This window comes from Scandinavium manionii (assembly GCF_024764775.1).
GTDB classification, from domain to species: Bacteria; Pseudomonadota; Gammaproteobacteria; order Enterobacterales; family Enterobacteriaceae; genus Scandinavium; species Scandinavium manionii.
Window position 1 is genome coordinate 24,346 of sequence record NZ_JALIGC010000030.1, and the last position, 13,833, is coordinate 38,178.

The 13,833-nt window shown below is 57.2% G+C and carries 16 protein-coding genes; 7 read left to right on the top strand and 9 right to left on the bottom strand.

Features of this window, described 5'->3' with window-relative positions:
* Positions 1–18: 18 nt before the first annotated feature.
* Positions 19–279 carry a SymE family type I addiction module toxin gene (locus tag MUU51_RS02005; RefSeq protein WP_258967020.1) on the bottom strand — a complete coding sequence of 87 codons (261 nt, stop codon included), beginning with the start codon at positions 277–279 and terminating at the stop codon, positions 19–21.
* Positions 280–406: 127 nt separating this feature from the next.
* Positions 407–643, bottom strand: a complete 237-nt coding sequence (locus MUU51_RS02010; RefSeq protein ID WP_159775834.1) for a hypothetical protein — start codon at positions 641–643, stop codon at positions 407–409.
* A 57-nt stretch (positions 644–700) separates the two neighbouring features.
* On the opposite strand from MUU51_RS02010, the gene MUU51_RS02015 reads away from it, so the two are divergent.
* Positions 701–844, top strand: a complete 144-nt coding sequence (locus tag MUU51_RS02015) for a hypothetical protein (RefSeq protein WP_159775832.1) — start codon at positions 701–703, stop codon at positions 842–844.
* Between the two features lie 46 nt (positions 845–890).
* On the opposite strand, the gene MUU51_RS02020 is transcribed toward MUU51_RS02015, so the two are convergent.
* A complete protein-coding gene (locus tag MUU51_RS02020) occupies positions 891–1,412 on the bottom strand; it encodes an NlpC/P60 family protein (protein ID WP_258966980.1) in 522 nt (173 codons plus the stop codon).
* A gap of 203 nt (positions 1,413–1,615) precedes the next feature.
* Here MUU51_RS02020 and MUU51_RS02025 point away from each other — a divergent pair, with 203 nt between their 5' ends.
* Complete coding sequence (locus tag MUU51_RS02025; RefSeq protein ID WP_258966981.1) at positions 1,616–1,960, top strand: nitrous oxide-stimulated promoter family protein; 345 nt, start codon at positions 1,616–1,618, stop codon at positions 1,958–1,960.
* A 114-nt stretch (positions 1,961–2,074) separates the two neighbouring features.
* On the opposite strand, the gene flhA is transcribed toward MUU51_RS02025, so the two are convergent.
* From flhA to hypA, 6 genes are read right to left on the bottom strand one after another with little or no spacing between them, the layout of a single operon-like run.
* Positions 2,075–4,150, bottom strand: coding sequence for a formate hydrogenlyase transcriptional activator FlhA (gene flhA / locus MUU51_RS02030; RefSeq protein ID WP_258966982.1), 2,076 nt, complete (start codon positions 4,148–4,150; stop codon positions 2,075–2,077).
* Positions 4,151–4,189: 39 nt separating this feature from the next.
* Positions 4,190–5,200: a hydrogenase expression/formation protein HypE gene (gene hypE / locus MUU51_RS02035; RefSeq protein WP_258966983.1), complete on the bottom strand. Its 1,011-nt coding sequence runs from the start codon at positions 5,198–5,200 to the stop codon at positions 4,190–4,192.
* A complete protein-coding gene (gene hypD, locus MUU51_RS02040) occupies positions 5,197–6,318 on the bottom strand; it encodes a hydrogenase formation protein HypD (RefSeq protein ID WP_258966984.1) in 1,122 nt (373 codons plus the stop codon). Before hypD ends, hypE begins: the two co-directional genes overlap by 4 nt.
* Complete coding sequence (locus MUU51_RS02045; RefSeq protein ID WP_159775820.1) at positions 6,318–6,590, bottom strand: HypC/HybG/HupF family hydrogenase formation chaperone; 273 nt, start codon at positions 6,588–6,590, stop codon at positions 6,318–6,320. Before MUU51_RS02045 ends, hypD begins: the two co-directional genes overlap by 1 nt.
* Positions 6,581–7,450, bottom strand: coding sequence for a hydrogenase nickel incorporation protein HypB (hypB, locus tag MUU51_RS02050; protein WP_258966985.1), 870 nt, complete (start codon positions 7,448–7,450; stop codon positions 6,581–6,583). The genes MUU51_RS02045 and hypB overlap by 10 nt, the downstream gene beginning before the upstream one ends.
* Positions 7,451–7,453: 3 nt before the next feature.
* Entirely contained in the window at positions 7,454–7,804 is a 351-nt protein-coding gene (gene hypA, locus MUU51_RS02055; RefSeq protein WP_258966986.1) for a hydrogenase maturation nickel metallochaperone HypA, read from the bottom strand.
* A 311-nt stretch (positions 7,805–8,115) separates the two neighbouring features.
* Here hypA and MUU51_RS02060 point away from each other — a divergent pair, with 311 nt between their 5' ends.
* Genes MUU51_RS02060 through hyfE form a run of 5 tightly spaced genes read left to right on the top strand, consistent with a single transcriptional unit; the run spans position 8,116 to position 13,829 of the window.
* Positions 8,116–8,736: a 4Fe-4S dicluster domain-containing protein gene (locus MUU51_RS02060; protein WP_159775814.1), complete on the top strand. Its 621-nt coding sequence runs from the start codon at positions 8,116–8,118 to the stop codon at positions 8,734–8,736.
* Positions 8,736–10,751, top strand: coding sequence for a hydrogenase 4 subunit B (gene hyfB, locus MUU51_RS02065; RefSeq protein ID WP_258966987.1), 2,016 nt, complete (start codon positions 8,736–8,738; stop codon positions 10,749–10,751). Before MUU51_RS02060 ends, hyfB begins: the two co-directional genes overlap by 1 nt.
* Positions 10,752–10,761: 10 nt before the next feature.
* A complete protein-coding gene (locus MUU51_RS02070; protein WP_309582912.1) occupies positions 10,762–11,712 on the top strand; it encodes a respiratory chain complex I subunit 1 family protein in 951 nt (316 codons plus the stop codon).
* Positions 11,713–11,728: 16 nt separating this feature from the next.
* The gene (locus tag MUU51_RS02075) at positions 11,729–13,168 is read left to right on the top strand and encodes a hydrogenase 4 subunit D (RefSeq protein ID WP_258967022.1); all 1,440 of its coding nucleotides are present in this window, start codon (positions 11,729–11,731) and stop codon (positions 13,166–13,168) included.
* Between the two features lie 10 nt (positions 13,169–13,178).
* A complete protein-coding gene (hyfE, locus tag MUU51_RS02080) occupies positions 13,179–13,829 on the top strand; it encodes a hydrogenase 4 membrane subunit (RefSeq protein WP_159775808.1) in 651 nt (216 codons plus the stop codon).
* The last annotated feature ends 4 nt before the right edge of the window (positions 13,830–13,833 follow it).

Consider the following 13,833-nt stretch of genomic DNA (forward strand, 5'->3'; position numbering starts at 1 on the left):
AACAAAAAATGACATGCTTTAAGTCTCAATGGGAAGCGTAACTGCTGAATACAGTGGCTTCAGAATCAGTTGTCCATGCTGCACGCTCACGGAGGCACTCACCCCTGTGGGGAATCCAGCCTTTTCAAGCCAGTTACCGCTGAGCACCAGACTTGGATGACGACTGTAATGACGCGTGCGTCCAGTTTTTGGGTCCTGATGGCGTTTTCTGACGTAGCTCACTTTAATCTGACGCGCTGTTTTTACTGTATTTACCCCTAATGCGTTGGGAAGATTCATCGCCATTCTCTCCTTTGCCGTCTGTGGCGCAGTATAAAAAGAATGGGAGATCAGTCCAGCATCTTGATGATGGAAAAAATGCAAAGTGCGCACTGCCTTCCTGAGAAAATGAAACGGTGTGGTCGTTTCATGCATTACTGGATAGCCGTTCGGAAAACTGTCCACGTAACCGGATGCATTTCGCGAGCGCCAGCGTGGCTTTCACAACTGTCATCAATCCGTTGACCGCGCCGTATCCGAGGGCAAACCCCGCGATGACGACAGGAGCATAGTTGGCGGTCAACGCGAGCAGAAAACACAGCGGGATCAGTAACGATGTAATGACGGCCAGGCGTGCGGGCGTCAGGCGCTGCCCTGAGATCACATCGAGCAGTCGTGCACCTGTCTGGCCCGTGCCCTACAGCATTCCCACGGTGACTGGATGGCGGTTGAGAATGTAATCGACAGCCAAGGATTAGAGGTTCATTCGCTGATGCCCGTTCTGCATCGTCAGCTGGCGTTCGTGATGCGCCCGGACAAAATCCTCAGCAGAGGAATGGCGGAAGTGATACGCCTGTTGACGTAAGCGGTGAAAAAACCCCGGTGATGTGCTGACATCACCGGGGTTTTCTTTAGGCATTTGCGGTAATACGACGAGCGGTTTCGTAATGAGCTTGCCAGTAATTATTAGCGAGACTTGAAATCGTCACCCCTTTTATTTTCGACGCGTGGATGAATTCATTATTTCCCACATAGACGCCGACATGGCGGGTAGCTTTTGAGGTTTTAAAAAACACCAGGTCGCCAGGTTTCAGCTCATTCTGAGCAATATGAAAACCATGATTAATTTGCTCGCCGGTGGTGCGGGGCAGACTCATGTTCATTGATCCCTGAAAAACAGCCTGCATCAGCGCGGAACAGTCGATTCCCCGATGAGATGCGCCACCAAAATGATAGCGTGTTCCTTTCCAGCGAGAATATTGAGCAAGGATTTTTGATTTTATATTTTCTGACGTCGGTGCAGATATTTTCTGGGTCAGGCTCTGATTATTTAAAGTGGTCAACTCTGATGGCATGTTAAAAGCGAATGCATGGCCAGAAATAATTGTGGTGGTACACAAAACGAGAGCAAAGAAAGTTTTAGATAAATGCATAAAAGAGAAAGTCTTTAAAAGAGCGAAAAAATCCTTACGAATAATGGACCGGACTCCTCCCGGAAAGTGCGCAAATAATATACTTTGCTCATTTTTTGTCCAGAACCGTTTGGGTCTCTTTTTGGACTCAGCCTCACTGCTTGCCTGGAATCCCCCTATCTAAAAGGGTATTATTCATGCATCTTATGATTTGAGGAAGCACCATGTCAGGAAGCCGTATTCGCAGAGAGAAACTGACGATTCGTCGGATGATTGCGCTCTATGCAAAACGCTGTCCGCAGGCCATTTCAGCGCCAGAGCACTACGCGGCGCTGAATGCCTACGCCGAAAAACGGCTCGACAAATGTGTCTTTGGTGAAGAAAAAGCGGCCTGCAAGCAATGCCCGGTGCATTGCTATCAGCCCGCTAAGCGGGAGGAGATGAAGCAGATTATGCGCTGGGCGGGGCCACGCATGCTGTGGCGGCATCCGTTGCTGACTGTCCTGCATCTGATTGATGATAAGCGCGCGGTGCCTGAGCTACCGGAAAAATACCGACCGAAGAAATAAGAAACTCGTCGCAGGAGAAGTCGCGTCGAAATTTACCGCTAAGCGAGTGGCGTGCTGATACGGGTAAACCGCCTCCTTTGCGCGTGTCCTGGCTTTATCGCTTTTCCTGCCGGTTTACACCAATGTGTCTTTATCGATCCCCAGGCGCTTCATGCGTGACAGCAGCGTGGTTCGTTTGAGGCCCAACCGTTGAGCCGCACCTTTCGGCCCGGCCACCACACCGTTGGTTTCTTTCAGTATGCGAACGATCTGCTGCGTTTCATCTTCACCTTCCTGCGGCAGTTCACCCTGATTGACGAGTTGTGCTGTAGGGCGATACAGCATTTCTGGCAGTGAAAATTGCAGCACGTGACCCGACGTCAGTAAAACAGCGCGTTCAATGACATTCTCGAGTTCACGTACGTTCCCCGGCCATGGCATTTCACTCAGCGTGCGCAGCGTGTGCGCCGGAATGCTGTCAATCTGACGGCCAAGACGGCGGGCAATTTTGCTGGTAAAAGCCTTTGCCAGCAGCGGAATGTCATCCGGACGCTCACGCAGTGGCGGCAGCTGGACAGGAAAGACGTTCAGGCGATAATAAAGGTCGCTGCGACATTCCCGGTCTTCTACCATCTGACGCAAATCGCGATTAGTGGCGGCAATCAGGCGCACATCGGTGCGGATAAGCGTGTGACTGCCGAGGCGCTCAAATTCTTGATCCTGTAAAACGCGCAGTAGCTTCGGCTGAAGCTCAAGCGGCATGTCGCCGACCTCATCAAGAAACAGCGAGCTTTTGTCTGCCAGTTCGAAACGTCCGATGCGTGGCGTGCTCGCCCCGGTAAATGCCCCGCGCGAATGGCCGAACAGGTCGCTTTCCAGCAATCCAGCGGGCATTGCGGCGCAGTTCATTTTGATCATCCGCTGTTCACGACGATGGCTCAGATGGTGAATGGCGCGCGCAATCAGCTCTTTACCCGTACCGGTTTCACCGAGAATAAGCACCGTGCTGTCGCTTTGTGCCACCATTTCCACCTGACGCAGCACGGTAAGCATCGCATCGCTGCGCCCGATAATCTCGCCAAAATCGTTATCCAGCGTATTGAGCTGTTCGGTGAGCACTTTGTTTTCATCCGCCAGGCGCTCTTTCAGACGCTGGATTTCCTGATACGCCAGCGCATTATCGACCGCAATCGACACCCGTCCGGCAATCTGGCGCAGCAGACGAAGATTGCTGGCAGTGAAAACCTGTTCGTTACGCTGGGCCAGTTTCAGCACGCCGAGCGTCGTGGAGCCAGACATCAGTGGCAGCAGGCACAGGCTTTGTAGCTCATTTCCCCACAGGGAAAACAGCTGGCGATCCCCCTGCGGCAGCTGATTCAGATTGGCCAGCGTCAGCAGCATCATTTGCTGATTTTTAAAGATTTGCTCACTCAGCGTACCGCGTTCATCCACTTCAGCGACATCATGCAGTGGCGCTTCACCGTCCAGATAATGGCTGGTGTATACGTCGAGCTTGCCCGGCTGCGGGCTGCGGAGCACCACGCTAATCGCATCGATGTGGAAATGATCGTGAAGGGCCTTTGCCACTTCGCTGACCAGTTCGTCAATGTTAAGCCGCGACAGTACTGCGTTGGTGATATCGACCAGAATGCGGAAATTATCCCGTTCAAGGCGAAGCTGCTGGCGATCGGCGCTGCGGCTAAGGCGGGTCAGGAACTGTTCGGTGACGATTGCCACCAGCTGAGTCAATGTTTGCAGGCGCTGAAATTCTTTCTCGCTCCACGCGGCGTCGTTGTCGCGGATAAACTCGCAGCCACCTACAATGCGACCTTCCTGCGCCAGCGGGAGCAGGACATAGCGACCAAATTCAGGATAAAGAGGGTTATTCGTCAGCGTCGGCCAGGCGGCACAAAATTCCTGATAGTCGCAGTTGAGCGCATCTGGCCGGGTCAATAGCCGGTGAAGGGGGCCCTGCGCCAGCAGGTTTTCTTCGCCGCTTTTACCGGGCGCACAGGTGGCGCTGGCGTGATAACTCACGCGCTGATTTCCGGGCTGCCACAGCAAAATAGCTACGCGTTCGGCAAGCCCGGCCTGTTTGATCAACTGTGTCAATGCTTCGCAAACACCGGACAGATCGCGCTGTTGCAGCAAAGACCGGGTAATATCGAGCAGGCCCTGCTGGCCGAGATCGCTCATCGCTGTTGATGACATAGTGCTTACCTACAATGCGCCGCTGGCGCGAAAATAGCGTTAGCAGATCCGCGGCAGCGGTTCGGCATGAGGTAAATCTAACGTGCGACGGACGCCGTAAAGTCCGGTCAGGTGCACGCCGCGGCGCTCGGTAATTTCGCCGATGATGGCGGCATCACAGCCTAATGGGTGCGAGCGTAGCGTGGAGAGTACGCGCTCAGCAGCGTCTGCGGACACGCCTGTCACCAGCTTGCCTTCGTTGGCGAAGTTCAGGGCATCAAGCCCGAGCAGTTCACACACGCCGCGGACGGCTGATTTCACCGGCAGATTGGCCTCATGCAACATCACACCACAGCCGCTGGCGGCTGCAAATTCATGGGCTACCGCATTCACGCCGCCCCGAGTCGCATCACGCAATGCCTTCACACCGGGAATGCCTCGCAGGGTCTGAATCAACGGCGTCAAAACCGCGCAGTCGCTGCGCAAATCGCCATCCAGCCCCAGTTGTTCTCGCAGGTTGAGAATGGCTGCGCCATGATCGCCGAGGGTGCCGCTGACCAGCAGCACGTCGCCTGGCGCGAGCTGCTGCGCGCCCCAATGAACATCAGCCGGAATGGCACCCAGCCCGGCGGTGTTGATGAACAGTTTGTCCGCAGCACCGCGCGGCACCACTTTGGTGTCACCGGTGACGATGGCGATGTCGGCGGCTTTTGCCGTCAGCGCCATGCTGTTGACGACCTTTTCCAGAACCGCCATCTCCAGTCCCTCTTCGAGGATAAAACCGCAGGAAAGGTAGCGCGGAATAGCTCCGCTGACGGCGACGTCATTGGCGGTGCCGCAAATCGCCAGCTTGCCGATATCCCCGCCGGGGAAGAATAACGGGTCTATAACGTAGCTGTCGGTGGAAAAGGCCAGCCGGTCACCGCTGGCGGTGAGCGACGCGAGTGATAAACGGGCCTGATCTTCTTGTTCTGCCAGCCACGGGTTATCGAATGCCTGCATGAACAAATCGTTAATCAGTTGCTGCATCGCCTGGCCGCCGCTGCCGTGGGCTATTTGTACGGTTTTCATTGTTCACCTTCCTGACTTCGGTACTGATACCACGCCGCGCAGGCGCCTTCGGAGGACACCATCAGCGCGCCAAACGCACTTTGTGGATTGCAGATTTTGCCAAACAGCGGGCATTGATGCGGCTTGCAGCGACCGGTGAGCACCTCGCCACAGCGGGCGTGCGGGTCATCGCATACCTGACGCGGCGGCGGCTGGAAATGGGCTTCGGCGTCAAAGCGCTGGTACTCCGGCATTAATTTCACGCCCGATTCGGCAATGACCCCGAGACCGCGCCATTCGCTGTCCCCGTTGACGGCAAAAACGTTGGCAATGGCCGTCTGTGCCAGGGCGTTGCCCGCATCCGGCACCACGCGGCGATACTGGTTCTCGACGAGGCTTTCACCCGCGATTTTCTGTTCCACCAGCATGTTGACACCCTGCAACAGATCGACCGGCTCAAAACCGGCAACCACTAACGGGCGCTGATAATGATCGGCAATAAAATCGTAGCTGTGCGTACCAATCACCATGCTGACATGGCCCGGAGCCAGGAAGGCGTCAATGCTGTTGTCGGGCTGCTCAAGCAGGCTGCGCAAGGTGGGAATCAATGTAATGTGCTGGCAAAAGAAGAAAAAATTGGTCAGGTTCTGCGCCTTTGCCTGCTGCAAAGTGATCGCCGTAGCGGGCATGGTGGTTTCAAAACCGAGACCGAAAAAGACCACTTTGCGCCCGGGATTTTCCGTCGCCAGGCGTAGGGCATCCATCGGTGAATAGACGATGCGGATATCAGCCCCGCGCGCTTTGGCCTGGGTCAGCGAGCCGTTTTTTCCCGGCACGCGCATCGCATCGCCAAAGGTGCAAAAAATGACCTCAGGGTGGCTGGCGATATCGATACAGGTGTCGATTCTGTCCATCGGCAGCACGCAGACCGGGCATCCCGGGCCGTGAATAAACTCGATGTTGTCCGGCAAAAGCTGGTCGAGGCCAAAGCGGAAAATAGCGTGAGTGTGCCCACCGCAGACTTCCATGATCCGCAGCGGTTTTTCACGCGTACAGGAAAGAAGCGGGGCGCGAGTTTTCAGGTTCGCGATAAGCTGCATTACCTGCTCAGGCGCGCGGTATTCATCAACAAAACGCATCACCTATCCTCGCCCCACATCAGCGCGCCGACGTCGGGTTCGACTTCGAACATGTTTTGCAACGCGGCCAGCGTCTCGCGGGCTTCGTGCTCATCAATCACGCTCATGGCGAAACCGACGTGCACCAGCACCCACTGGCCCATGCGTGACTGGCCCTGTTCATCGGTGACGCCGACCAGCGTCAGGTCCACATCGCGCTGAATTCCGCAGACATCGACCTTCGCCAGGTTCCCGTCGATAGCGCAAATTTGTCCCGGAACGCCTATGCACATCGCTGCGTCTCCAGCCACGTGAGCCATGTGTCCATGCCTTCTCCGCTGGTGGCGGATATCAGGATAACCTCAATGGCAGGGTTTACTTCTCGCGCATAGCTCAGGCACTTTTCGACGTCGAATTGCAGATACGGCAGCAGGTCGATTTTGTTCAGTAGCAGCAGGGACGCGGCGGCAAACATTTGCGGATACTTCAGCGGTTTGTCCTCGCCTTCGGTGACGGAGAGCACCGCCACTTTATGCCGCTCGCCAAGATCGAAACTGGCCGGGCACACCAGGTTGCCGACGTTTTCGATAAACAGAATTCCGTTATCTTTCAACTGCAGGCGCAGGGCGGCGTCGGCAATCATCTTCGCATCGAGATGGCAGCCTTTGCCGGTATTGACCTGAATCGCTGGGGTGCCGGTGGCGCGAATGCGGGCGGCGTCATTCACCGTTTGCTGGTCACCTTCGATAACCGCGCAGGGTACGTTGCCGTTAAGGCGGGTCAGCGTTTCAGTCAGCAGCGTCGTTTTACCGGAGCCGGGACTGGAAACCAGATTCAGCACCAGCAGTTCACGCGCGGCAAATTGCGCCCTATTGCGGGCCGCCAGCCGGTTATTTTTCTCCAGCACATCGATTTCCACTTCCAGCATTTTGCGTTGGCTGATGCCCGGGGCGTGCGTGCCCGCTTCACCGTGTCCGTAGTGCAAATCGCCCTGCGTAGACTGCTGTGGGCTGAATTCTGGCGTGATGCCGGTAATCGTGAGCGTCGGGCGCGAGGAAGGCGCAAACGGCGCACCGCGAAAGGCCGAATGCGGATTGTGCTCGTCGCCTTCTATATAGCGATTGCCGTCCGCGCAGCCACAGGTTGTACACATACCTTATTCCTCAATGACTTCGATGCGCTGAATCTGAAATCCGTCATCAGCGACAATACGTAACCGGTCGCTGCCGCACTGTGGGCAGCGGCGAACGTGTTGCGAGATAAGTTTGATGTCCATCTGACATTCCGGGCACCAGCACTGCGCAGATTGTTCTTCAATGTGCAGCTGGCAGCCTTCCGCCAGCGTGCCGCGACACACCAGCTCAAAGCAGAAACTCAGGGATGAGGGCTCCACGCAGGAAAAGGCCCCGACCTTCAGCCAGACCGCCGTCACGCGGCTGGCATCGTTGGCGAGCGCTTGCTGCTCGACAATTTCCAGCGCCCGCTGGCAAAGGGTGATTTCGTGCATAACATTTCCCGTTAATTCTGGACTTCGCTTCCCTAAGCAAAAAACAGGCCATTATTCATTTTGTTGATTTTTATCGATAAATCACTGAATGACAGATCTGGAATGACAATAGTGACGGCATGTCGCCACAAATGACGGTGAGGTCGAATGGCACAGTAAACGTCGATCGTCACAATCGTCGTCACGCTGACGATGACAGTCGCTGAAGGGGAGGGGTGATGTATAACTTATTGTTTAATAGATGAATAGTGAGATGGCACGCAAATTGCTATACAAGCCGGATAATTTTCTTCCGCTTCAGAGGAATAACCATGAACCGCTTTGTGATTGCGGATCCTCAGTGGTGCATCGGATGCAATACCTGCCTCGCGGCCTGCTCCGATGTCCATAAAGCTCAGGGGCTACAGCAGCACCCGAGACTCACGATGGCGCGCACCGGTGACGACACGGCCCCAGTGTTATGTCGTCATTGCGAAGATGCGCCCTGCAAACGGGTGTGTCCGGTCAATGCTATTGCCCTTGAGGACGACAGCGTCCAGATAAACGAAAGCCTGTGCATCGGCTGCAAACTCTGTGGTCTGGTGTGTCCGTTCGGGGCGATTACGCCTGCGGGCAGTACGCCGCTAAATATGCCCGCGCAGTTTGAACACTACGTTCCGGCGTCATTGCTCAGCGATGTGCCGGTCAGCCCGGACAGCATGCATCCGTTTTTGAGCTGGAATGCGGGGATGCGCACCATCGCCGTGAAATGCGACCTGTGCCATTTCCTGCCGGAAGGCCCGGCGTGCGTGCATTCCTGTCCGACAAAAGCACTGCACCTGATTGAGCCGCAGTCCATTGAGGCTCAGGCGAAACAGCGTCGGTCGCAAACCGCGCTGTCGATGCCGGAGACCTTGCCGGGTCAGGTGAACTTTGCAGGGGAGCAAAACTAATGGATTCACTGCAATTACTGATGTGGTCGCTGGCCTTGTACGTTGCAGGCGGCGTGGTGTCTTTGCTGCTGCAAAAAAACGAAGGGCTGGCCATTCGCGTGGCGGGCATCAGTGCGATGCTCGGTGGTTTGCTTGGCCTGTGCAGCGCACTGCCGGTGTTGTTCAGCGGTGAAGTGCTGAACTGGAGTGCGGCGGGGCCGTTCCCGTTCGCGGCGTTTAGCGTGCGCATCGACAGCCTGGCAGCATTTATGGTGACGGTGATTTCACTGCTGGTGATGCTCTGCGCCCTCTATTCGCTCTCTTATATGCAGGAATATCTCGGCAAAGGCGCGGCGTCGATGGGGTTCTTTATGAACCTGTTTATCGCCTCGATGGTCGGGCTGGTGGTGATGGACAACGGCTTCTGGTTCATCATCCTGTTCGAAATGATGTCGCTGGCCTCGTGGTTTTTGGTCATCGCCGATCAGAGCGAAGAGTCAATCAAGGCCGGGCTGCTGTACTTCTTTATCGCGCATGCCGGGTCGGTGCTGATCATGGTGGCCTTCTTCCTGATGTGGCGTGAAAGCGGCAGTCTGGAGTTTGAATCCTTCCGTCATGTGCATCTTTCCGCAGGCCTGGCGTCGGTGGTGTTTATTCTCGCATTCCTCGGCTTTGGGGCGAAGGCAGGGATGCTGCCACTGCACAGCTGGCTGCCGCGAGCGCACCCGGCGGCCCCGTCTCATGCGTCCGCGCTGATGTCTGGGGTGATGGTCAAAATCGGTATCTTCGGCATTATCAAAGTCGGGATCGACCTGCTTGGGGCGACCGAAAGCTGGTGGGGGCTGGTGGTGCTGGCGTTTGGTGCGGTGTCGTCGGTGCTTGGCGTGCTGTACGCGCTGGCCGAACACGATATCAAGCGCCTGCTGGCGTGGCACACCGTGGAGAACATCGGCATCATCCTGATGGGGGTTGGCGTCGGCATGGTCGGCATCGCAACGCACCATCCGCTGCTGGCGACCATTGGCCTGCTTGGCGCACTGTTCCATTTGCTCAACCACGCGCTATTTAAAGGGTTGCTGTTCCTCGGCGCGGGGGCGGTGATTTTCCGCGTTCACACCCGTGATATGGAAAAAATGGGCGGCCTCGCCAAGTTGATGCCGCTCACCGGCACCGCTTTCCTGATTGGCTGTATGTCCATTTCCGCACTGCCTCCGCTGAACGGCTTCGTCAGCGAATGGTTTACCTACCAGTCACTGTTCACCATGAGCCATGACGGCGATTTTGCCATGCGTCTTGCCGGGCCGGTTGCGATGGTCATGCTGGCGATTACCGGCGCGCTGGCGGCAATGTGCTTCGTCAAAGTCTACGGTATCAGCTTCTGCGGCGGCGCCCGCAGTGAGCAGGCGGAGCACGCGCGCGAAGTACCCTGGCCGATGACCGCCGCGATGATCGTGATGGCGCTGCTGTGCGTGGCGCTTGGCATCGGCGCGTCCGTTGTCGCACCGGTACTGACGCAGGTGGCGACTTCGCTGACGCACACCTCAGATGTGATTGTCACCAATAACACCCTTCTGCAACCGGGTGACAGCGCTCAGGCGATGTTCTCTCCGGCCATGACCTTCCTGCTATTGCTGGGCCTGCCGTTACTGCCGCTGGCGGTATGGTGGGTGCTGCGTGGCGCACGCGGGCCATTCCGCCGTCGTGGCCAGCCGTGGGCCTGTGGTTACGCCTGGGAAGAGGCGATGTCTGCCTCCGCGGGGAGCTTCACTCAGCCGCTGCGCGTGATGTTTGCCCCGCTGTACCGGATGCGCAAACAGCTCGATCCTTCTGACGCGTTAAGCCGCAGCCTGACCAAAGTCACCGAGGGTGCGGCGGCGGTCGAGCCGTTCTGGGACGACCGTATTATCTGGCCGCTGGTGCGCCTTGTTCAGCGCGCCGGTGCGGGCATTCAGCGAATGCAGAGCGGGGACTTCCGCCTTTACTGCCTGTATGTGGTGGTGGCGCTGGTGGTTCTGTTATTGACCGTGGCTCTGTGAGGAGAATGAGATGTTAATCCAACAAACGCCTGCGTGGGGCATGGGGCTGTTCGCCGTGTGTCAGGCGGTCATTCTGCTGGCGTTGACGCCGCTGATGACCGGCATTTCCCGCCAGATCCGTGCGCGTATGCACTCTCGTCGCGGGCCTGGCATTCTTCAGGACTATCGTGACCTCGTCAAGCTGCTGAAACGCCAGCCGGTCGGCCCGGATCAGTCCGGGGCGATGTTCCGCCTGATGCCGTGGGTGCTGCTCAGCAGCATGCTACTGGTGGCGATGGCGCTGCCCGTTTTTACCGCCACCTCACCGTTCGGCGGGGCAGGGGATTTAATCACTCTGCTGTACCTGTTCGCGTTGTTCCGTTTCTTCTTTGCCCTTTCCGGGCTCGACAGCAGCAGTTCCTTCGCGGGGATTGGAGCCAGCCGTGAACTCACGCTCGGTATTTTGGTGGAGCCGATCCTGCTGCTCGGCCTGCTGGTCGTGGCGCTGATTGTTGGCTCAACCAACATCGGCACCATCAGCGCGGCGCTGGCTCACGGCTGGAGTTCGCCGCTGGCAATCTTCATGGCTTTCCTGGCCTGCGGGTTCGCGTCGTTTATCGAGATGGGCAAAATCCCGTTCGACGTCGCCGAAGCCGAGCAGGAACTCCAGGAAGGGCCGCTGACCGAATATTCCGGTTCTGATTTCGCGCTGGTGAAGTGGGGGATTGGCCTCAAGCAGGTGGTCGTCGCCGAAATGTTCCTCGCAGTGTTTATTCCGTTTGGCAAGGCCGTGAGCCTTAGCCCGACCGCGCTGTTGCTGGCGCTGGTCGTGATGGTCATCAAGCTGCTGGTGGTATTCGTGCTGGCATCGCTGGTGGAAAACTCGCTGGCGCGCGGACGCTTCCTGCTGACGCATCACGTGACCTGGCTTGGGTTTGGCGTCGCGGCGCTGGGCTTCGTCTTCTACTTTACCGGTCTGTAAGGAGCCCAGTGAAATGATGGAAAATATCGCTCTGACGACCCTGCTGGTGCCGTTCGTCGGCGCGCTGCTGACGGCCTGTGCGCCGAAGCAACAGGCGAAAAATATCTGCACCGTATTTGCGTTGCTGGCCACGCTTGGCACCGTGGTGCTGGGCTGGCAGTTCCTCGCAGGTGGCAAAACCGACACCACTTATACGCTGGTGAGCTATCACGGCGTGGCGCTGTTTGGTTTCACCGTTGACCGGATAAGCACCCTGATTGCATTTGCGGTGGTGTTCCTCGGCCTGTTGGTGAGCCTGTATTCCACGGGCTATCTGACGACGGGCAACCGCGAACATCCGCACGACGGAGATAACCGCTACTACGCCTTCCTGCTGATTTTTATTGGCGCGATGGCGGGGCTGGTGCTGTCGTCCACGCTGCTCGGTCAGCTGCTGTTCTTCGAAATTACCGGCGGCTGTTCCTGGGCGCTGATTGGCTATTACCAGACGCAGAAATCGCAACGTTCAGCGATGAAAGCGCTGCTGATTACCCATGTGGCATCTCTCGGGTTGTATCTCGCCGCGGCGACGCTGTTCATCAACACCGGTACCTTCGCACTGAGTGCGTTAAGCCAGTTGCAGGGCAGCGCCAGCTACATCGTTTACGGCGGGATCCTGTTCGCAGCCTGGGGTAAATCTGCCCAGCTGCCGATGCAGGCCTGGCTGCCGGATGCGATGGAAGCCCCGACCCCAGTCAGTGCTTACTTACATGCCGCGTCGATGGTGAAAGTGGGCGTTTACATCTTTGCCCGCGCCATTCTGGAAGGCGGCAACGTACCGCACGTGATTGGCTGGGTGGGCATCGTGATGGCAACCATTACGATGGTGTACGGCTTCCTGATGTACCTGCCGCAGAAGGATATGAAACGCCTGCTGGCGTGGTCAACCATTACCCAACTGGCGTGGATGTTCCTTGCGTTATCGATGGCGGCGCTGGGCTCAAAACAGGCCCTCGACGGCGGCATTGCCTACATCTTCAACCATGCCTTTGCCAAAAGCCTGTTCTTCCTGGTGGCGGGTGCGTTCAGCTACAGCTGCGGGACCCGCTTGCTGCCGAAGCTGCGTGGGGTGATGAGCAAGTCGCCACTGCTCGGCATCGGTTTCTGCGTGGCCGCGCTGGCGATTGCCGGTGTGCCGCCGTTCAACGGCTTCTTCAGTAAATTCCCGGTCTTTGCCGCGGGCTTCACGCTCTCAACTGAACACTGGGAGCTGATCCCGGTAATGGTGCTGGCGCTGGTGGAATCGGTAGCAAGTTTTGCCTGGTTGATTTACTGGTTTGGTCGCGTAGTCCCAGGGGAGCAGAGCCCGGAAGTGGCGCAGATGGCGCCGCTTCCGTGGGCGATGCGTGCTGTTTTGGTCGTGCTGGTAATCATGTCGCTGGTTTCCAGCGTGATTGCCGCGATGTGGCTTAATTAAGGAGACGACGATGACCGGAGCCTTACTCGTAAATAATCTCGCCGGGCTGATGATGGTGACGTCGCTGCTGGTGATTGGTGCGAAGCATCCGCGCGGAGCCTGCTGGTGCTACGCCCTGCAATCGCTGGTGCTGGTGCTGATTTTCTTCACCCTCTCGCGCACGCTGGATTCGGAACAACTGTTGATGTGGTCCTTCAGTGCGCTGCTGACCAAAGTCATTCTGGTGCCGCTGATAATGGGGTTTGCGCTGCGCAAGCTCAACGACCCACAGGCCGATGCCAGCCTGATTAGCCCGGTTCTGCTGATGCTGGCCGCCGCAGTGATTGTGGTGCTGTGCTGGCTGGTGGTGCGCCCGGTACAGCTTCCGCTGCTGCAAGGGTTGAAGCCCGCACTGGCGGTGGCGCTCGGCCACTTCCTGTTGGGGCTGCTGTGCATCGTGACCCAACGCAACATTCTTAAGCAGGTGTTTGGTTACTGCCTGATGGAAAACGGGTCGCATCTGGTGCTGGCGCTGCTGGCGAATAAAGCGCCGGAGCTGGTGGAGATTGGGATCGCCACCGACGCGATTTTCGCGGTGATCGTCATGGTGCTGCTGGTGAGAAAAATCTGGCGCACGCTCGGCACGCTGGATGTCAATCAACTGACGGCGCTGAAGGGATAACACA